The organism is Sporacetigenium sp. TC11, assembly GCF_058146105.1.
In genome coordinates this window covers 41126-60633 of sequence record NZ_JBYVNY010000001.1, presented here as the reverse complement: position 1 = coordinate 60633, position 19508 = coordinate 41126, and the positions used below count along the sequence as shown (strand labels likewise).

Annotated in this window: 19 protein-coding genes and 1 riboswitch; of the genes, 14 read left to right on the top strand and 5 right to left on the bottom strand. The window is 30.2% G+C overall.

The annotated features are described in order from the left end of the window. Window positions 1-154: 154 nt before the first annotated feature. The 6 genes from hutG (at window position 155) to ribH (ending at window position 6353) form a co-directional block, all read left to right on the top strand. On the top strand, window positions 155-1165 hold the full coding sequence (hutG, locus tag ACUSRV_RS00290; RefSeq protein ID WP_490139904.1) for a formimidoylglutamase: 1011 nt from the start codon (window positions 155-157) through the stop codon (window positions 1163-1165). 247 nt (window positions 1166-1412) lie between these two features. Further along, on the top strand, window positions 1413-2540 hold the full coding sequence (gene nhaA / locus ACUSRV_RS00285; protein WP_490139903.1) for a Na+/H+ antiporter NhaA: 1128 nt from the start codon (window positions 1413-1415) through the stop codon (window positions 2538-2540). 65 nt (window positions 2541-2605) lie between these two features. Then, window positions 2606-2719, top strand: a riboswitch (FMN riboswitch). Between the two features lie 176 nt (window positions 2720-2895). After that, window positions 2896-4002, top strand: coding sequence for a bifunctional diaminohydroxyphosphoribosylaminopyrimidine deaminase/5-amino-6-(5-phosphoribosylamino)uracil reductase RibD (gene ribD, locus ACUSRV_RS00280; RefSeq protein WP_490140409.1), 1107 nt, complete (start codon window positions 2896-2898; stop codon window positions 4000-4002). A 3-nt stretch (window positions 4003-4005) separates the two neighbouring features. Next, on the top strand, window positions 4006-4656 hold the full coding sequence (locus tag ACUSRV_RS00275; protein ID WP_490139902.1) for a riboflavin synthase: 651 nt from the start codon (window positions 4006-4008) through the stop codon (window positions 4654-4656). 13 nt (window positions 4657-4669) lie between these two features. Next, window positions 4670-5890, top strand: coding sequence for a bifunctional 3,4-dihydroxy-2-butanone-4-phosphate synthase/GTP cyclohydrolase II (locus ACUSRV_RS00270; RefSeq protein WP_490139901.1), 1221 nt, complete (start codon window positions 4670-4672; stop codon window positions 5888-5890). 1 nt (window position 5891) lies between these two features. Continuing rightward, on the top strand, window positions 5892-6353 hold the full coding sequence (ribH, locus tag ACUSRV_RS00265) for a 6,7-dimethyl-8-ribityllumazine synthase (RefSeq protein WP_490139900.1): 462 nt from the start codon (window positions 5892-5894) through the stop codon (window positions 6351-6353). A 47-nt stretch (window positions 6354-6400) separates the two neighbouring features. Here ribH and ACUSRV_RS00260 read toward each other — a convergent pair whose 3' ends face one another. After that, on the bottom strand, window positions 6401-7441 hold the full coding sequence (locus ACUSRV_RS00260; protein ID WP_490139899.1) for an ABC transporter permease: 1041 nt from the start codon (window positions 7439-7441) through the stop codon (window positions 6401-6403). A gap of 2 nt (window positions 7442-7443) precedes the next feature. Next, window positions 7444-8169, bottom strand: coding sequence for an ABC transporter ATP-binding protein (locus ACUSRV_RS00255; protein WP_490139898.1), 726 nt, complete (start codon window positions 8167-8169; stop codon window positions 7444-7446). Window positions 8170-8364: 195 nt separating this feature from the next. Here ACUSRV_RS00255 and ACUSRV_RS00250 point away from each other — a divergent pair, with 195 nt between their 5' ends. The 6 genes from ACUSRV_RS00250 (at window position 8365) to ACUSRV_RS00225 (ending at window position 13713) form a co-directional block, all read left to right on the top strand. After that, window positions 8365-8874, top strand: a complete 510-nt coding sequence (locus tag ACUSRV_RS00250) for a GNAT family N-acetyltransferase (protein WP_490139897.1) — start codon at window positions 8365-8367, stop codon at window positions 8872-8874. 239 nt (window positions 8875-9113) lie between these two features. After that, window positions 9114-10007, top strand: coding sequence for a sulfite exporter TauE/SafE family protein (locus ACUSRV_RS00245; RefSeq protein ID WP_490139896.1), 894 nt, complete (start codon window positions 9114-9116; stop codon window positions 10005-10007). An 88-nt stretch (window positions 10008-10095) separates the two neighbouring features. Continuing rightward, window positions 10096-10572 (top strand): DUF6241 domain-containing protein, encoded by a 477-nt coding sequence (locus ACUSRV_RS00240; protein ID WP_490139895.1) that lies wholly within the window; start codon window positions 10096-10098, stop codon window positions 10570-10572. 65 nt (window positions 10573-10637) lie between these two features. Next, window positions 10638-11348 (top strand): hypothetical protein, encoded by a 711-nt coding sequence (locus ACUSRV_RS00235; protein WP_490139894.1) that lies wholly within the window; start codon window positions 10638-10640, stop codon window positions 11346-11348. Window positions 11349-11438: 90 nt separating this feature from the next. After that, complete coding sequence (locus ACUSRV_RS00230; RefSeq protein ID WP_490139893.1) at window positions 11439-11942, top strand: GNAT family N-acetyltransferase; 504 nt, start codon at window positions 11439-11441, stop codon at window positions 11940-11942. Window positions 11943-12204: 262 nt separating this feature from the next. Continuing rightward, a complete protein-coding gene (locus ACUSRV_RS00225) occupies window positions 12205-13713 on the top strand; it encodes a DUF1846 domain-containing protein (protein ID WP_490139892.1) in 1509 nt (502 codons plus the stop codon). Between the two features lie 115 nt (window positions 13714-13828). Here ACUSRV_RS00225 and ACUSRV_RS00220 read toward each other — a convergent pair whose 3' ends face one another. Then, complete coding sequence (locus ACUSRV_RS00220; protein WP_490139891.1) at window positions 13829-14272, bottom strand: MarR family winged helix-turn-helix transcriptional regulator; 444 nt, start codon at window positions 14270-14272, stop codon at window positions 13829-13831. A 264-nt stretch (window positions 14273-14536) separates the two neighbouring features. Between ACUSRV_RS00220 and ACUSRV_RS00215 the strand changes: the two genes are divergently transcribed. Both ACUSRV_RS00215 and ACUSRV_RS00210 read left to right on the top strand, forming a co-directional pair. Then, complete coding sequence (locus ACUSRV_RS00215; protein ID WP_490139890.1) at window positions 14537-16768, top strand: ABC transporter ATP-binding protein; 2232 nt, start codon at window positions 14537-14539, stop codon at window positions 16766-16768. Beyond that, complete coding sequence (locus tag ACUSRV_RS00210; protein WP_490139889.1) at window positions 16768-18627, top strand: ABC transporter ATP-binding protein; 1860 nt, start codon at window positions 16768-16770, stop codon at window positions 18625-18627. Before ACUSRV_RS00215 ends, ACUSRV_RS00210 begins: the two co-directional genes overlap by 1 nt. 55 nt (window positions 18628-18682) lie before the next feature. Here ACUSRV_RS00210 and ACUSRV_RS00205 read toward each other — a convergent pair whose 3' ends face one another. Together ACUSRV_RS00205 and ACUSRV_RS00200 are read right to left on the bottom strand one after the other, a co-directional pair. After that, the gene (locus ACUSRV_RS00205; RefSeq protein ID WP_490139888.1) at window positions 18683-18847 is read right to left on the bottom strand and encodes a hypothetical protein; all 165 of its coding nucleotides are present in this window, start codon (window positions 18845-18847) and stop codon (window positions 18683-18685) included. Window positions 18848-18956: 109 nt separating this feature from the next. Continuing rightward, complete coding sequence (locus ACUSRV_RS00200; protein WP_490139887.1) at window positions 18957-19508, bottom strand: GNAT family N-acetyltransferase; 552 nt, start codon at window positions 19506-19508, stop codon at window positions 18957-18959.

Here is a 19508-nt window from a genome sequence, read left to right as displayed (position 1 = left end):
AGGAGAATAGTTTAGGAGTTAGAATATTTTGTAAAGAGGAACTGGTATCTATAGTATTGAAAAATATATAGAATTAAATTACTATTAATGATAGATAAGATATTCATAAAAAATATATTAAGCATTTTAGCATAACATAAATTGGGAGGGGACAATGTTTAGCATAAATTATAAGACAACAGAGGATGAAGTTTGGCAAGGGAGAGTAGATAGTGAAAGCAACTTTGATGCATTTAGATGGCATCAATGGGTTAAAAATATTGACTTAAGAGATGAGCTAATCCCGTATAGTGGTAAATTAGGTTTTGCATTTATTGGATTTTGCAGTGATGAAGGAGTTATGAGAAACCAAGGGAGAGTAGGAGCTGCTAATGGTCCTTTAAGTATTAGAAAAGAATTAGTTAATCTACCTTGCTGGTTTACAAAAGACGTAAAAATTTTTGATGCAGGAAATATATTTTGTGAAAATTGCACTTTAGAAGAAAGCCAAGAGTTACTTTCAAAAGCCATAGAAAAGATTTTAAGCTTAAATCTCTTCCCTATTGTTTTAGGTGGAGGCCATGAAGTTGCCTTTGGACACTACAATGGATTATTGAATTATTTATCACAAACTAATGATAAACCAAGTATAGGTATAATAAACTTTGATGCTCATTTTGATCTTAGACCATATCCAAATGGTGGGACATCAGGAACTATGTTTAGACAAATAGCAGATATATGCAAATATAGAGATATAGATTACTCTTATCTTTGCGTTGGAATACAAAAACGTGGCAATACAGTTGAGTTATTTAAAACTGCAGATAAGCTTGGAGTTAAATATATATGGGCAAAAGATATTGCAGATAGCGGGCATTGGAATGTAATAGATAAGATAGATGACTTTATGAAATCAAAGGATCATATTTATATGACAATATGTACTGATGTATTTTCATCAGCTTTTGCGCCTGGTGTAAGTGCACCACAACCCTTAGGGTTAGATCCAGAAAGAGTATTAAAACTTATTAAATATATCTTAAAATCTAATAAAACAATAAGTTTTGACATAGCTGAAGTATCACCGAGATTTGATCAAGATAATACTACTGCAAATTTGGCTTCTACTTTAATTTTTTCTGTAGTTAATACAATAGCTAAAGTTCATAACTTAGATATTTAAAAATTCGCTACGCTCATAGTGCCAATGAGCAGGTCCCTTGCTAAAAAAGTCCTAGAATACATTGTATTCTAGGACTTTTTACAAGTTATAGAGAGATGAAACTCGGATTATATGATGTGTTCAATTTACATGAGTTTTTGTCACACTACACCCCTATTATGTATTATTTATATAGAATAGTCATAGTACATGTTTACATAACATTATATATTAATATACATCAATTATTAACAAATGGGGTGGTACTATGAGGTGTTTGCCGGGAATATTACTAGTTATATCTAGTTTAATTGCGTTGATTATAGCTAATAGTCCATTAGGATATTTTCATAACTATTTTTTTGATGAAATAAAAGTATTTAATAATTTTACTATAAAGATGATTGTCGATGATTTTTTAATGGCAATATTTTTCCTAGGGGTGTCTCTAGAAATAAAAAAAGAGCTATTATGTGGAAACTTATCTAGCTTTAAAAAAGCATCGTTCCCAATTATAGCTGCTATAGGAGGGGTATTAGTACCAGCAATAATATTTATATTATTTAACAAAGGTACTGCTTATATAGAAGGGTTAGGTATACCAATAGCAACTGATATAGCTTTTGCAGTAGGAATATTTATGCTACTAGAAAATAGATTAAATCACAGACTCAAAATATTTTTATTATCACTAGCAGTTGTAGATGATTTAATTTCGATAATAGTTATAGCTGTTGTTTATCCCTCTAATATAAGTTATATATATATTACAATTGCCATTTTAATTACAGCCATAATATATGTTATAAATAAGGTATTTAAAGTTAAAAAGACATATATCTATATGATTCTAGGATTAATCCTTTGGTATTTGGTACATAAGAGTGGAGTACATTCAACTATTAGTGGAGTATTATTAGGATTAGCTATGCCAATAAAACGCGATTTGGATCATAGTATATCAAATTTATCAAACTATTTTATACTACCATTATTCGCTTTTGCAAATACGGCTATAAGATTAAATACAAATATTGATTTTGATAAAGGTAGTACTTTGATTCAAGGGATTATTTGTGGATTAGTTATAGGGAAGCCCCTAGGGATAATGTTATTTACTTACATAGCAACAAAGCTCCACATAACACAAAAGCCTAAAAATACAAGTTGGCTATCAATATTTAATGTAGCTGTACTTGCTAGCATAGGATTTACAATGTCTATTTTTGTAGCTGAAATAGCTTTTAGTAATTCTGATAATATAATAGATATAGCTAAAATATCAATTTTAATTTCTTTAGTGATATCAGTCGGTATATCTTATGTAATAACATTTGCTGTGGATTTATTAAAAAAATCATTGAGTCTAAGTTATATTATAAAAAGTGGTAAATAAAAAATTGTTAAATATATAATTGACAAGATCTTTTAGCGGTGTTATCATGAAATCAAGAAAAGTAAATAAATCTTCAGGGCGGGGTGTAATTCCCCACCGGCGGTAAAGCCCGCGAGCCGAAAGGCTGACTTGGTTAGATTCCAAGGCCGACAGTAAAGTCTGGATGAAAGAAGATTATAATATATGTACGAATGTTATAACTCCAAAATTTGGGATTATAGTATTAGATATGGTTTATTTGTGCATAATAAAGCCCTGAGAATACATTCTCAGGGCTTATTTTAATTACATGGAAATAATATTTCAAACATATAAACTTAAGCAATGCGAGTTTTTTAATTACATAAAAACTGGAGTGGTTATATTGGATATTAAGTATATGAAAAGAGCTTTAGAATTAGCACAAAAAGGAATAGGATATACAAGCCCAAATCCACTAGTAGGAGCCTTAATAGTAAAAAATGGAAAAGTAATTGGAGAAGGATATCATGAAGTTTACGGTAGTAATCATGCTGAGATAAATGCATTTAAAAATGCAACAGAAGATGTTAAAGGTGCTACTATGTATGTTACCCTAGAACCTTGTTCTCACTATGGCAAAACGCCTCCATGTGCAAATGCAATAGTAGAAAAAGGAATAAAGAAGGTAGTAATAGGTTTAAAAGACCCAAACCCACTAGTTTCAGGAAAAGGAATACAAATTCTAAAAGACAATGGGATAGAAGTAGTTAGTGGAGTGCTAGAAGAAGAAGGAAGAAAATTAAATGAAATATTCTTAAAGTATATAACTACAAAACTTCCATTTTGTATTATGAAAACTGCTATGACATTAGATGGAAAAATCGCAGCATACACTGGGGATTCCAAATGGATAACAGGAGAATTGTCAAGGAAATACGTACATAAATTAAGGCATAGAGTGTCAGGTATTATGGTAGGAATAGGAACAATACTTAAGGATGATCCATTTTTAAATACAAGACTAGAAAATGGTGAAGGAAAAGATCCCATAAGAATAATTGTAGATAGTAAGCTGAGAATTCCACTACAAGCAAACGTTTTAAATCTTAAATCCGATGCAAAAACAATTATAGCAACTACTCAAAATGCTGATAAGGATAAGTTAAAAGATTTAGAAGGAAAAGGAGCAGAAGTAATTATTACTTCATCTAGTGATAAAGTTGACTTGGTATTTTTAATGAAAGCACTTGGAGAGAAAAAAATTGATAGTGTTCTTTTAGAAGGTGGAAGTGAGCTAAATTACTCTGCACTTAATGAGGGAATTGTAGATAAAGTAAATTCTTTTATTGCACCTAAGATAATAGGAGGAAGTAATTCAAAAACTCCAGTTGGTGGAATAGGAAAATCATATATGAAAGATGCTATAAATCTTAAGGATATAAATATTCATGCCTTTGGAGATGACATAATGATAGAAGGCTATATAAGAAAGGAGGAATAAGACGTGTTTACAGGGTTAGTAGAAGAAATTGGAAAGATTGAATCTATTATTAAATCTGAGAAATCAGCCAAAATAATAATTAAAGCTAATAAAGTACTTAAGGAAGTAATGCTAGGAGATAGTATAGCTACTAATGGGGTTTGTCTTACAGTAACATCATTTGAAAGCGGGAAATTTACTGTTGATGTTATGGCAGAAACTATTAGAAGAAGTAATCTAAAAGGCCTTTCTCCTGGAGATGAAGTTAATCTAGAAAGGGCCTTGAGATTAGGTGATAGACTAGGGGGCCATATAGTAAGTGGACATATTGATGGTACAGGGATTATTAGGAGCTATGAAAAAGAAGATAATGCAATATGGGTTTCTATTTCTGCATCACATGAAATATTAAAATATATAGTTCAAAAAGGATCTATTGCAATAGATGGTGTAAGTCTGACAGTTGCATATGTAGATGAATCTATATTTAAGGTTTCTATAATTCCACATACCAAGGAAATGACTACACTTCTTAGAAAAAAAGTTGGAGATGAAGTAAATTTAGAATGCGATATGATAGGAAAGTATATTGAGAAACTTTTAGGAGCAAAAGAACAGGCACCAATTAAGAAAGGTATTGATTTCGATTTCCTTAGTGAAACTGGATTCATATAGAGGAGGGTAAAAAATGAATAAATTTAATACTATAGAAGAAGCAATTGAAGATATCAGAGTTGGAAAGATAGTAGTTGTAGTAGATGATGAAGATAGAGAAAATGAAGGCGACTTACTTATGGCTGCAGAGAAAGTTACACCTGAGGCTATAAACTTTATGGCTAAATATGGTAGAGGACTTATATGTATGCCTATTGTAGGAGAAAGATTAAAAGAATTAGATATTTACCCTATGGTAAGTAGAAATACAGACTCTCACCAAACTGCCTTTACAGTATCGATAGATGCTGCAGAAACTACAACTGGAATTTCGGCTCATGAAAGATCAGATACGATAGCAAAGGTTTTAGGAAAAGATACAACGCCGGAGGACTTTAAAAGACCTGGACATGTGTTTCCACTTGAGGCAAAAGATGGTGGAGTTCTAAAAAGAGCAGGCCATACTGAAGCAGCTGTAGACCTTGCAAGAATGGCAGGACTTTATCCTGCAGGTGTTATATGTGAAATCATGAATGAAGACGGTACAATGGCTAGAGTTCCAGATTTAATGGACTATGTAAAAGAACACGATCTTAAACTTATTACTATTGCTGACTTAATTGCTTATCGTAGAGAAAAAGAAGTATACATAAAAAGAGTAACAAAAGCAGATATGCCTACAAAGTATGGTGACTTTGAAATAGTTGGATATGAAAATATCTTAAATGGAGAACATCATGTAGCTTTAGTAAAAGGAGATGTTTCAAATGGAGAACCTGTACTTATTAGAGTTCACTCAGAATGTCTTACAGGAGATGCATTTGGATCATTAAGATGTGACTGTGGAGAGCAATTTGCATCAGCTATGAAATCAATAGAAGAAGAAGGTAGAGGAATACTTCTTTATATGAGACAAGAAGGAAGAGGAATAGGACTTATAAATAAACTTAAAGCCTATGAACTTCAAGATAAAGGGATGGATACAGTAGAAGCAAATTTAGCTCTAGGATTTCCTGAGGATATGAGAGATTATGGAATCGGTGCTCAAATCCTTGTAGACCTTGGAGTAGAAAAAGTAAAACTTATGACTAATAATCCTAAAAAAATAGCTGGACTTACTGGATATGGAATAGAAATTGTAGATAGAGTAGCAATACAAATGAACCACAATGAAAGAAATGAGCATTATTTAAGAACTAAACAAGAAAAAATGGGTCATATTTTAAAATTTAACGAAAATAATGGAGGTAAATAATATGAAAACTTATGAAGGAAAATTAATATCGCAAGGATTAAAATACGGAATTATAGTAGGAAGATTTAATGAGTTTATAGGTGGCAAGCTTTTAACAGGAGCAATAGATGGCCTAAAGCGTCATGGAGTAGAAGATTCTGAAATCGAAATAGTATGGGTTCCAGGAGCTTTTGAAATTCCACTTGTTGCAAAGAGAATGGCTAAGTCTAAAAAATACGATGCAGTTATTTGTCTTGGTGCAGTAATAAGAGGAGCTACACCTCACTTTGATTATGTATCTAGTGAAGTAACAAAAGGTGTTGCAAGTGTATCTTTAGAAACTGAAGTTCCTGTAGTATTTGGTGTATTAACTACTGATACTATAGAACAAGCAATAGAAAGAGCTGGAACAAAGGCAGGTAACAAAGGATATGATGCAGCAGTTACAGCTATAGAAATGTCAAATTTACTTAATCAATTTTAATAACTAAATTAAACAATAAATAAAAGACTACCTTAATAGGTAGTCTTTTATACTTTTCTATATTTTTTTAATGCTAATATATTTAATACTAAGAATAATATAGCATAAAATAATAACACTAAGATATCTAATTTTATATCTCCTAAATTATATCCTTTTAAAGCTACATTTTTTAAGGCTTGTGCTCCGTAAGTCATAGGAAATAATTTTGATAAAATCTCGACCCACTTTGGAGAATTTGATATATCAAATATACCACTAAATAATATCTGAGGAACTATTATTGCTGGTATAAATTGAAATAATTGAAATTCATTTTTAGCAAATGTTGACAACAGTGTTCCAAGTGCTAAGGAACCAAAAGCTAGTAATAAATTCACTATTAATATAGTAGAGAAATTACCTATAGTATAAATTTTAAGTACATATATCATAAATAGTTGTAAAAGTACTGTTTGTATACTTATAAACAATCCGAATCCTAAAAAATATCCAAAAACTATTTCGTGTCTTTTAAGTGGAGTAGCTAGTATTCTATCTAATGTACCGCTTATTCTTTCTCTCAAAAAGGATACTCCTGCTATTAAAAAAGTAAAGAAGAATATAAAATAACCCATCATAGCAGGTGCTATTGAATTAAATAAATCTAACTCATCATTACCATATAAATAAGATATCTCAGGCTTTGAAATAGGTGTATTCATAGGCATATTTGATGTAGTATAATTGCTAAAAGCTTGACTATAAATTTTTATAACTAAATTGTCTGTAGGAGGATTAGAACCATCTACAGTAATACTTATATCATTATTATTATTAAACTCAATATATCCATGGGATTTGCCATTTTCTAAATTATCATTAGCATTATCTAAATCAACTTCTGATACAGTAGCTTCTTTTTTTAGTTCATCTATAAATTTATTTGGTCCATTTACAACATCAATAGTTGGAGTTGCTGTATTAGACGTAAGAATTATACTAAGTAGAAAACATATAAAAATAGGAGCAATAAACATAAGTCCAACAGTTCTTTTATCGGAAGAGATTTGTTTTATAAGTCTTTTTGCAATAGCTAATGTTTTCATATTTACACTACCTTTCTCGAATAATATAAAAATGCTGACTCTATAGTTTTATCATCAGTTATAGTTTTTAAATTATTAGGAGTATCTATTGCAATTATTTCTCCATCTCTTAGAAATACTAATCTATCACATTTTTCTGCTTCATCCATTACATGGGTTGTAACAATTATAGTAACTCCTTGTTGTTTTAGTTTATAAAACTCATTCCAAAACTCTTGTCTTAGTGTAGGATCTATGCCTACAGTAGGTTCATCGAGTATTAATATTTTGGGGTTATGTATAAGTGATATTGCAAGCGATAATCTACGCTTCATCCCACCTGAGAAGTTCTTTACTAGTTTTTTAGTATGGTTACTTAATTTAACTAACTCTAGCAATTCTATTATCTTTTTATGAGCTTCCTTTTTAGATACACTATACAAAGAGGCAAAAAACATCATATTGTCATATGCATTAAGATCTTCATACAAAGCGTCTGATTGAGCCATATATCCTATATATTTAGTAACTTCTAAATTTGGCATCTTTTTATCATACACATAAATACTACCTTGTGATGGAGATATCATGCCTATTACACATTTTATTAAAGTACTTTTACCACATCCAGAAGGCCCTAGTACTCCAAGAATTTGACCTTGATTTATATCTAAATTTATATTACTTAATGATTTAAACTTGCCAAAAGAGTGGCTGATATTTTTTATCCTAATGGTTTCATTATCCAAATTAATTCCCCCTTAATATTTTATATTTGAAATTACTTACAAGTTAGCAAAATATGTATATGATGTCAATGAAAAGTATATTCCGTATATTAATTTCCCTGGTAATATTTTTGAGAATTTTTAAGGTTATTATTATTTCCATAATAATATGATAAAATGTTATATGAAAGTATTTTATTACAGGGGGATGATTATATGGATAAGAAATTTAATACAAAATTAGATGGATTTAAGGTAAGATTTGCCGGAGAAAATGATGTAGATTTGATTTTAAACTTTATTAAAGAGTTAGCAGACTATGAAAAAATGTTAAATGACGTAGTTGCAACAGAACAAATACTTAAGGATTCATTGTTTAAACGTAAAGCAGCAGAAGTTATTATAGGAGAATATAATAATGAACCAGTAAGTTTTGCATTATTTTTCCATAATTTTTCAACTTTCTTAGGAAAACCAGGACTGTACTTAGAGGATTTATATGTAAAACCTGAAGTAAGAGGTAAGGGGATAGGAAAAACAATGCTTTCATTCTTGGCAAATTTAGCTTTAGAAAGAGATTGTGGAAGGTTTGAATGGTACTGCCTTGACTGGAATGAACCATCTATAAAGTTTTATAAAAACATTGGAGCAGTACCACTAGATGAATGGACTGTATATAGAGTACATAATGAGGCACTTAATAATTTAGCAATGCATAATGAATAATTGTTAGGAAAATTTATTTATATAAAAATATAAAATAAAGGGGTTAAAAATAACCCCTTTATTTTTGTTTTACTTGTATATTGTAAGTGATATCAGCTATAATAAATTCAATATTAAGGACAATTAACCAAAAATGTTGTCATTATTCAGAAAATTTAAAAGACTTATATAAAAATAAGTTGAATGATGATATAATAAGTTTATATTGATAAATTAATAACCATTTTGGGAGGGGTTATATGCTAATTAAAGTTGTTTTAGGGATATTATTTATTATTGCATCATGGTTCGGAATAATTTTCATAAAAGATACAATAAAAAACAAGCAAGAATTAGAAAAAAAATCATTTACAAAATCTCTAGGAATAGGATTTATAACTGACTTTTTTGATACCTTAGGAATCGGCTCTTTTGCTATTACAACGGCAATATTAAAAGGATCAAGAATGTCAAAAGACCAAGTTTTACCAGGAACTTTAAATGTAAGCCATTCTATATCTATGGTACTCGAGGCATTTATATTTATGACTGCAATAACAGTTGAGCCTATAACACTGTTGAGTATGATAGGTGCATCTATAGTAGGGGCTTGGTTAGGTGCAGGTGTTATATCCAAATTACCTGAAAGAAATATTCAGATAACTATGGGTATTGCATTGTTCGTTACTGCCATATTAATGTTATTAGGGAAATTAAATGCATTACCTGGAGGGGGAGATGCCGTTGGATTAACAGGTGTTAAATTATTTATTGGTATAGTAGGTAACTTTATACTAGGAGCATTAATGACTGCAGGAATAGGGTTGTATGCGCCATGTATGGCACTTGTTTATTTCTTAGGAATGTCTCCTGCTGTGGCATTTCCAATAATGATGGGATCTTGTGCATTTTTAGGACCAGTTGCTTCTGTTAAGTTTATAAAAGAAGAATCGTATGATAGAAAGGTTTCTTTTGGTATAGCACTAGGTGGAGCAGTGGGAGTTTTTATAGCTGCATTTCTAGTTAAATCACTACCTTTAGATACATTAAAATGGTTAGTTATATGTGTTATATTGTATACTGCTATAACTATGCTAAAATCAGCTTATAATAACAAGCCAAATAGAAAAATATTAGATGAATTAGCTCAATAATACTATTGGAATAGTTAAACAAACTCCCTTTCACAAAGCATAGACTAGATGTTATAATATGCATATGTGAAGGGGGTTTTTACATATTATGGGAAAAGGGAAATTAATTGGATTAATTTTAGGATTGTTTTTAATAGGTGGTGGAATAACTTATTATATTATTAATAACCAAACATCATCAACACAATCTCAAAATCAAGAATTTGATACTGAAAATAAAAACGAAAAAAATAAGGTATCAGAAAAAGTAGTAACGTCTGCTAATTACGATAAAAAAGAAATATTTTTAAAAATGCATGAAATGTCTAATACATTAATTATTGCAAGGGATGGGCAGGTATGGGGTGAAATAGCAATAGACAAACAAAATATAGCTGACATAGAAGCTATGGTTGTAAGTAATAATGATTTAGATGATAAAGAAGAAAAACGTGTATTAGAAACTCTAGCAGCTTGGAAGAAAGACGATTTTTCAAATGGAGTTGATGAACACAATTACTTTTGGGACAAGCTAGGTGGGAATATTGGTAGAGCTAAAGAATTAAAACCTGAGTATAAAAAATAGAAAACTTTTGCATCACCTTTTGATTATTTATGAATAAATTTATATTAATAGAGGTGGTGTACAATATGTTTTATAATAAAAATAATAACTCATGGAACTATTATCAATATAATTATTATTGGTGGCAACAATATATTTTGCAACAGCAATACAAACAATTAAAAGACAAATTAAGTAATAGACAAAATAATATACTAAATATTTCCGGAGAATGGAATACAGACGAGGGAAAAATAACATTTAATCAAGATGGAAATAACGTTACGGGGATATATAAGTTTGGCAAGGCTAGAGTAGAAGGCACAATAAATGGATATATATTAGATGGATACTGGTATGAAGAACCAACATATGAATGTCCTAATGATAAAGGAAAACTTAAACTTGAATTTGATCCAAGCGGGAATACTTTCGAAGGCAAGTGGGGTTACTGTGAAGAAGAACTAACTCGAAAATGGAATGGGGCACGAGAACAAAGCATTCTAGCATTGAATATCTCTGGGCAGTGGTATACAGAACTTGGAAAAATGACACTTAAACAAGAATTTAATATAGTAACTGGCACATATGAATATGGAAATGGCAAAATAGAGGGTACTATAAATGGATATACACTAAAAGGATATTGGTCTGAAGAGCCAACATATGAATGCCCTAGTGATAAAGGAAAACTTGAATTTAATTTTTCATTGGATGGAAATACCTTTAGAGGGGTTTGGGGATATTGTGAAGACGAACCCAAAAACAGCTGGATTGGAATACGAATGCGACATTAAATAAAGTATTTAATAATATAGTTTAAATATGAGGTCATGATATTTATCATGGCCTTATATATCTTATTAAAGGTATAGGGGGAATTAAGAATGAGGTTAAATGTAAGACCAATAAGGAATGAAGATGCAAAATATATAAATGAAATGAGAATAATGAATGGGGTAAGAGAAAATATAATGGGTATAACAAGTGAGAGAATATCAAGAACAGAAGAATTTATAAATGGACTTACAAATAATGATCATTTATTTGTTGCAGAAGTTGAAGAAAATGGATTAAAAAAAGTAGTAGGAAATGTTGGGATGCATGTAAATAACGCAAATAGAGCAAGACACTGCGCTGAAATTGGGATAATGGTACATAGCGATTTTCAAGGCAAAGGCATTGGAAGAGAGTTAATAAATAAAGTTATTGATTTAGCAGATAACTGGTTGATGCTTGTAAGATTAGAGCTATCTGTATATGTTGACAATGAAAAAGCTATTAACTTATATAAATCATTAGGATTTGAAATTGAAGGAACCAAGAAATATGCAGCAATAAGAAATGGAAAGTATGAAGATCAATATATTATGGCAAGATATAATATCTAAAATATACCCACAGGACCTAGGGGTATATTTTTTATTTTGTTATAGTAATTATAATATATTTATATTAGGGTTTTTAGAATTTAACGAGTTTTCCAGAATTTTTAAAAATTATCAAATATAATACGAACGACATATTTCTAATATAAATTACATATTATTCAATTTAATTAAAATTTATGGTATAATATTAAAATGTGAAAAAATATTTTTTAATATTTTTGGAGAAGATATTAATAATAATTTTAGTTAGTGAGGCGTGAATATGAAGATAGGATTTGACCACAAAAAATACCTTGAAGAACAATCAAAGTACATTTTAGAAAGAGTTAATAATTATGACAAGTTATACTTAGAATTCGGCGGGAAACTTTTACAAGATCTTCATGCAAAAAGAGTTTTACCTGGATTCGACGAAAATGCAAAAGTTAAATTACTACACAAATTAAGAGAAAAAGCTGAGATAATTATTTGTGTATATGCAGGAGATATCGAAAGAAACAAAATCAGAGGAGATTTTGGGATAACTTACGATATGGATGTTTTAAGACTTATAGACGAATTAAGAGATTATGAACTTGATGTAAACAGTGTTGTAATAACTAGGTATGAAGGACAACCATCAACAAATGTATTTATCAACAAACTTGAACGTAGAGGTATAAAGGTATATACTCATAGACCTACTAAAGGATATCCTACAGATGTAGATACAATTGTAAGTGATGAAGGATATGGAGAAAATCCATACATAGAAACAACAAAACCTATAGTTGTTGTAACAGCACCAGGGCCAGGAAGTGGAAAACTTGGAACTTGTCTTAGCCAACTTTACCATGAAAATAAAAGAGGTAAAGTTGCAGGGTATTCAAAATTTGAAACATTCCCAGTATGGAATGTACCTTTAAAGCATCCTTTAAATATAGCATATGAAGCTGCAACAGTAGATCTTAAGGATGTAAATATGATAGACTCATTCCATGTTGACGCTTATAATAAGGTAACTGTAAACTACAACCGTGATATAGAACTATTCCCAGTTCTTAGAAAGATAATAGAAAAGATAACAGGAAAAGAATCTGTATACAAGTCTCCAACAGATATGGGAGTTAATAGAGTAGGCTATGGTATAACTGATGATGAAGCTGTAAAAGAAGCTTCTATACAAGAAATAATAAGAAGATACTTTAAAACAAGCGTTGAGTACAAAAAAGGCTATGTAGATAAAGAAACTTTCGAAAGAATAAAGATTATAATGGAAGAACTTAATCTAAAACCTGAAGATAGAAAAGTTGTAATACCTGCAAGAGAATACAGTACTAAGTTAAGAGAAAGTGCTTGTAAAAACGACATCTGTCCAGTTATAGCATTAGAACTTAATGATGGTACAATATTAACTGGTAAAAGATCAGAATTAATGGATGCAAGTGCTGCTGTAATTTTAAATGCAGTTAAATACTTAGCAAATATATCTGATGAAATACACCTTATTTCTCCGGTTATACTTGAGCCAATTATAAATTTAAAATCAAAAACATTAGGAAATAAAAACATAGCTTTAAGTTGTGAAGAAGTATTAATGGCTCTTAGTATATGTGCTGCTACGAATCCAACAGCAGAAGTAGCTATGGAAAAATTAGCAATGTTAAAGGGATGCCAGTCTCACTCAACTACAATATTAAGCGGAAATGATGAACAAACTTTCAGAAAATTAGGTATAGATACAACATCTGATCCTGAGTATCCTTCTGCAAGTTTATATTATAATAATTAATATTATGAATTAAAAAAGTCGTATCAATAGATACGACTTTTTCTTGATTTATTATATATATTGTTTTAATAATAAATGATATTCAAAATACTTAACTGTAATATCGTTTGCAAAATCACTTTAATTTTAAAATAATATCTGTAATACTAGTCACATGTTTACTAAGAGATTCTAAATCTTTTGAATCAAGAGCAGTAATTTTTTTTGCCAAAATACCTTTTATTATTTGTTCTTGTTCTTTTAAAAATTCATGGGCTTTATCTGTCAAATCAATCCTTATTATCCTTCTATCATCTGGATCATTATACCTATTAACCATACCTTCAGAAATTAATTTATCAATTATAGGAGTCATATTAGGTTTAGATATTGTAAGATGTTTAGCAGTCTCAGAAATAGAAGAAGTTCCCCTGTGTTTAAGATAAATTATGACTTTAATATGAGATTGCGGCATATGTATATTTTTCAAAATTTCTTTTTGATGAAAAATTATGCTATGTAAATAAAATGACAAATTATATAAATCTCCAGAGAGCTTATTAAGGTCAACGGTACTCATATTATCCTCCTTATATAAATACTGTAATTTAATAATTTACATTATAATGTATTTATAAACATTTTACAATCAAAAGGTTATTGACATATAAAACTTATTAAAATATAATAGTTATGAAAACATAATCATTATACTATCAAAGCAAAAAGAGGTGATTTTTAATAAATTATAATAATTGATTATTTTATGTGTAAAATTATATAAACTTACACTTATGTAAAATAGTGCGACAATCATAAAAATGAAAGTGGGGGATGTATCTAAATGCTAAAAATAATAAAGTATTTAAAACCGTTTATTATATCTATAATTTTAATTATAGGTCTTTTATTGGTGCAAGCATCAAGTGAACTAGCACTTCCTGACTATATGTCAAAAATTGTAAACGTTGGAATTCAGCAAGGAGGAGTAGAAGACGCAGTTCCTGAGATAATTCGTAAAAGTGAACTAGACAAGATTAAACTATTTATGAGCGATGATGATGAGAAAAAAGTAGAAGATAATTATATTCTTTTAGACAAGAAAACTCTTTCTAAAAGTGAATATGAAGAATATCTAAATGATTATCCAAAACTTAATAAAGAACAACTGTATAAGCTAGATACAAAAGATGAAGATACAATTAATGAACTTAATGGCTTATTTGGCAAGCCTATATTAATTGTTGGAGGAATTGAAAAGGCAGGTATAAAAGGTTTAACTGCGGCAATGCAAGGGGCAGCTAACATTCCTGCAAACACTGAACCATTTGATATAATTTCAAAGATGCCAAAAGAACAAATAAAGGCAATGAAAGAAAGTGTAGATGATAAGTTTAAAGATATGCCAGATAGTATGATTACACAGTCAGCTGTTTCATTCCTTAAGACAGAGTATAAAGAAATAGGCATGGACACTGATAAGCTTCAATCAAGTTATATTCTTTCTTCAGGGGGTAAAATGCTTGGTTTAGCCCTAGTTGGTATGGTAGCTACAGTTATAGTTTCACTACTTTCTTCAAGAGTAGCTGCAGGCCTAGGTAGAAACCTTAGAGCGAAAATCTTTAGAAAGGTTACCGGCTTTTCTAATTCAGAATTTGATAAATTCTCAACAGCTTCTTTAATTACAAGAAGTACAAATGATATTCAACAAGTACAAACTCTTATGGTTATGTTACTAAGAATGGTATTTTATGCACCGATTTTAGCTGTAGGTGGAGTACTGAAAGTACTTAATACTGATACTTCAATGGGATGGATTGTAACAGTTGCAGTTCTTGCTATTTTAACATTGGTAATTGTTTTATTTAGTATAGCTATTCCAAAATTCAAGAGCGTACAAAAATTAGTGGATAAGATAAACTTAATAACCCGTGAGTCCTTAATAGGTATGCTAGTTGTACGGGCTTTTAATACTCAAAAGTATGAAGAAAATAAGTTTGAAAAAGCAAATCAAAATTTAACAAAGACAAATTTATTTATAGGTCGTTTAATGACATTAATGATGCCTATGATGATGTTAATAATGAACTTAGTTACAGTGCTAATTGTTTGGGAAGGAGCTCATCAAGTTGATGCAGGAAATATACAAGTTGGTGATATGATGGCATTTATGCAATACACAATGCAAATAATTATGTCATTCCTTATGATTTCTATGGTATCAATGATGCTTCCTCGTGCATCTGTATCAGCACAACGTATAGCAGAAGTTTTAAATACTGAAGTTATGATAGATGATCCTAAGGAGCCAAAAAAATTCTTATCCGATAAAAAAGGATATATAGAATTTAATAATGTTTCTTTCAGATATCCAGGGGCAGAAGAAGATGTACTTTCAAATATTACATTTAGTGCTAAACCTGGAGAAACCACAGCTTTCATTGGAAGTACAGGTAGCGGTAAAACAACTTTAATAAATCTAATTCCACGTTTTTACGATGCTACAAGTGGAGAAATATTATTAGATGGTGTAAATATTAAAGATGTATCTCAAAAACAACTAAGAGATAAACTTGGCTATGTACCACAAAAGGGAATTTTATTCACAGGTACTATAGAAAGTAATATTAAATATGGTAAAAAAGATATAACAAAAGACGATTTAGAAAAGGCAGCAAGAATAGCTCAAGCTACTGAATTTATTAGTGATAAGCCTGAGGGATTTGAAACTGAAATATCTCAAGGAGGTACTAACGTTTCGGGAGGTCAAAAACAAAGACTTTCTATTGCCCGTGCACTTGCGAAAAAGCCTGAAATATTCATATTTGACGATAGTTTCTCGGCTCTTGACTATAAGACAGATGTTACACTACGTAAAGCTTTAAAAAGTGAAACTTCAGAAAGTACTGTCCTAATTGTTGCACAAAGAATAAGCACAATAATAAATGCTGACAATATTATTGTGCTTGATGAAGGTAAGATAGTAGGAAGTGGTACTCATAAGGAGCTTATGGAAAACTGTGAGGTGTATAAGCAAATTGCTTTATCACAACTTTCAAAGGAGGAGCTTTCATAATGAGTGATAGAAAAACGAAGAATAATAGACCAGGCGGATTCGGTGGACCTCATGGTGGTATGGGAAAAATTGAAAAGGCAAAAAACTTCAAAGGAACTATGAAAAATTTAGGTCAGTACTTAAAGCCATATAGGATAGCAATAATCATTGTAGTAATTTTTGCAATAGGTAGTGCAGCTTTTTCTATAGTAGGTCCTAAACTTTTAGGGAATGCTACAACGAAGCTTTTTGAGGGATTAGTGCAAAAAGTAAGTGGTGTAGAAGGTGCTGAAATTGACTTTGGCTATATAAAAAATATAATGCTTTGGCTTCTTGGATTATATATAACTAGTACAGTTTTCGGGATTATACAAGGTTATATAATTACAGGAGTAGCACAAAAGGTATCTTATAATTTTAGAAAAGAAATTTCAGAGAAGATAAACCGTATGCCTCTTAAATATTTTGATAAGCAAACTCATGGAGAGGTACTATCAAGAGTTACTAATGACGTAGATACTGTGAGTCAAACACTAAATCAAAGTATGTCGCAGATAATAACATCGATTACTACAATAATTGGGGTACTTATAATGATGTTATCAATAAGCTGGCAAATGACACTAGTAGCACTTTTGATGTTACCAGTATCAATGGTATTAATAATGCTAGTTGTAAAAAGATCACAAAAATACTTTAAGTCTCAACAGGAGTACTTAGGGCATGCTAATGGCCATGTAGAAGAAATATTTGGTGGTCATAATATAATGAAGGCTTTCAATAGGGAAGAAGAAGCTATTGAGAAATTTGAAAATATGAATAATACCCTTTATGATTCTGCATGGAAGTCGCAATTTCTATCTGGAATGATGATGCCTATTATGCTTTTTATAGGTAATATAGGGTATGTAGCAGTATCTATTTTGGGAGGATGGCTTGCTATAAAGAAAACTATTGCAGTTGGAGATATTTTATCTTTCGTTCAATATGTTAGAACTTTTACTCAGCCAATAGCTCAGGTAGCTCAAACAGCTAACATACTTCAATCAACTGCAGCAGCAGCTGAGAGAGTTTTTGAATTCTTATCAGAGGAAGAAGAAGTAGAAGAAGCAAAAAATCCAGTTAGTCCTGAAGAAATTAAAGGCGAAGTAGTATTTGATGATGTTCACTTTGGGTACGATTCAGATAAGATTGTTATAAATGATTTCTCAACAACTATTAAGCCAGGTCAAAGAGTAGCAATAGTAGGACCAACAGGAGCAGGAAAAACAACTATTATTAAGCTTTTAATGCGTTTTTATGATTTAAACAGTGGATCCATATTAATTGATGGTCACGATATAAAAGACTTTACAAGAGTAGACTTACGTAATCTGTTCGGTATGGTTCTTCAAGATACTTGGTTATTCAATGGCCCAATAATGGAAAATATACGTTATGGTAGACTTGATGCCACTGACGAAGAGGTAATAAAAGCAGCTAAGGCAGCTCATGCTCATCACTTTGTGAAGACTCTTCCAAATGGATACAACATGGAGTTAAACGAAGAAGCAAGTAACGTATCTCAAGGACAAAAGCAGTTGTTAACTATTGCGCGTGCAATATTAGCTGATCCTAAGATATTGATCCTTGATGAAGCAACAAGTTCTGTTGATACCCGTACAGAAGTTCTTATCCAAAAGGCTATGGAAAACTTAATGGAGGGAAGAACAAGCTTTATTATCGCTCATAGACTATCTACAATACGTGATGCAGATGTAATTCTTGTAATGAAGGATGGAGATATAGTAGAGCAAGGTAACCATGAAGAGTTACTAAAAGCAAAAGGTTTCTATGCTTCACTTTACAATAGTCAGTTTGAAAATGCAGATGCTTCATAATTAATAAAAAGATGATTTCTATATTAAATATAGAAATCATCTTTTTTTATTACAACTATTGCTGAGTCATATCATTTTTATTAGTTGATGTCCATTGATTATCATTAGCAGATTTTTCTTTTTTATTAGATGTTTCTGATTTTAAATAGTCTTTTGATAGTGATACCCATTGATTATCATTAGCAGATTTATTCTTCTTATTTTTAAAAAAATTTTTCATAAAAAAACCCTCCTTTTCATATATAATCTTATTTTTAGCTAAATATAAAATTAAATTCTATAAAAATATTAAAATTATATATTGGATATGAAGTTTTAATTAAGGCATGTTATATCTTATCATTTAACAAAACCATATGGATATGATCTTCCCATTGACCATTTATCTTTAAATATTTACACGCCAAACCCTCATTGTAAAATCCTAATTTTTCGACTGCTCTTAAAGATGCTTTATTTTTAGGCATTATATTTGCTTCTATTCTATGTAGTTCAAACTCATTAAATATAATATGTATTCCCTTTTGAATTGCCTCTGTTATATAGCCTTTATTAATTTCATATTTATCTAACTTATAACCAAGATGGCAAGACAAAAAAGCGCCTCTTATAATATTACTAAATCCAACAGAACCTATAACTTTACTATTATCGTTCTTTTTAAAAATCCAAAGTTTAAGTGAATTGCCATTTTCAATATTAATTAGTTCATTATATAATTGATATTCATGATATTCTTTTGTATAAAATTCTTCATATCTTAAAGGTTCCCATGGCTCTAAAAATAGTTTATTTCTACTGTAATAGTCTAAAACTAATGGAGCATAGGTCTTATCTAATACTTTCAATATAAGTCTTTCTGTTTCATAAACTTTTTGCAT

Bases quoted from the DNA above. Each gene is read 5' to 3' on its own strand.
- ACUSRV_RS00200 (WP_490139887.1), bottom strand. From the start codon at position 19,508: ATGCAAAAAGTTTATGAAACAGAAAGACTTATATTGAAAGTATTAGAT.
- ACUSRV_RS00210 (WP_490139889.1), top strand. From the start codon at position 16,768: ATGAGTGATAGAAAAACGAAGAATAATAGACCAGGCGGATTCGGTGGA.
- ACUSRV_RS00205 (WP_490139888.1), bottom strand. From the start codon at position 18,847: ATGAAAAATTTTTTTAAAAATAAGAAGAATAAATCTGCTAATGATAAT.
- ACUSRV_RS00260 (WP_490139899.1), bottom strand. From the start codon at position 7,441: ATGAAAACATTAGCTATTGCAAAAAGACTTATAAAACAAATCTCTTCC.
- ACUSRV_RS00220 (WP_490139891.1), bottom strand. From the start codon at position 14,272: ATGAGTACCGTTGACCTTAATAAGCTCTCTGGAGATTTATATAATTTG.
- nhaA (WP_490139903.1), top strand. From the start codon at position 1,413: ATGAGGTGTTTGCCGGGAATATTACTAGTTATATCTAGTTTAATTGCG.
- ACUSRV_RS00235 (WP_490139894.1), top strand. From the start codon at position 10,638: ATGTTTTATAATAAAAATAATAACTCATGGAACTATTATCAATATAAT.
- ACUSRV_RS00240 (WP_490139895.1), top strand. From the start codon at position 10,096: ATGGGAAAAGGGAAATTAATTGGATTAATTTTAGGATTGTTTTTAATA.
- ribH (WP_490139900.1), top strand. From the start codon at position 5,892: ATGAAAACTTATGAAGGAAAATTAATATCGCAAGGATTAAAATACGGA.
- ACUSRV_RS00225 (WP_490139892.1), top strand. From the start codon at position 12,205: ATGAAGATAGGATTTGACCACAAAAAATACCTTGAAGAACAATCAAAG.
- ACUSRV_RS00245 (WP_490139896.1), top strand. From the start codon at position 9,114: ATGCTAATTAAAGTTGTTTTAGGGATATTATTTATTATTGCATCATGG.
- ACUSRV_RS00270 (WP_490139901.1), top strand. From the start codon at position 4,670: ATGAATAAATTTAATACTATAGAAGAAGCAATTGAAGATATCAGAGTT.
- hutG (WP_490139904.1), top strand. From the start codon at position 155: ATGTTTAGCATAAATTATAAGACAACAGAGGATGAAGTTTGGCAAGGG.
- ACUSRV_RS00250 (WP_490139897.1), top strand. From the start codon at position 8,365: ATGGATAAGAAATTTAATACAAAATTAGATGGATTTAAGGTAAGATTT.
- ACUSRV_RS00230 (WP_490139893.1), top strand. From the start codon at position 11,439: ATGAGGTTAAATGTAAGACCAATAAGGAATGAAGATGCAAAATATATA.
- ACUSRV_RS00215 (WP_490139890.1), top strand. From the start codon at position 14,537: ATGCTAAAAATAATAAAGTATTTAAAACCGTTTATTATATCTATAATT.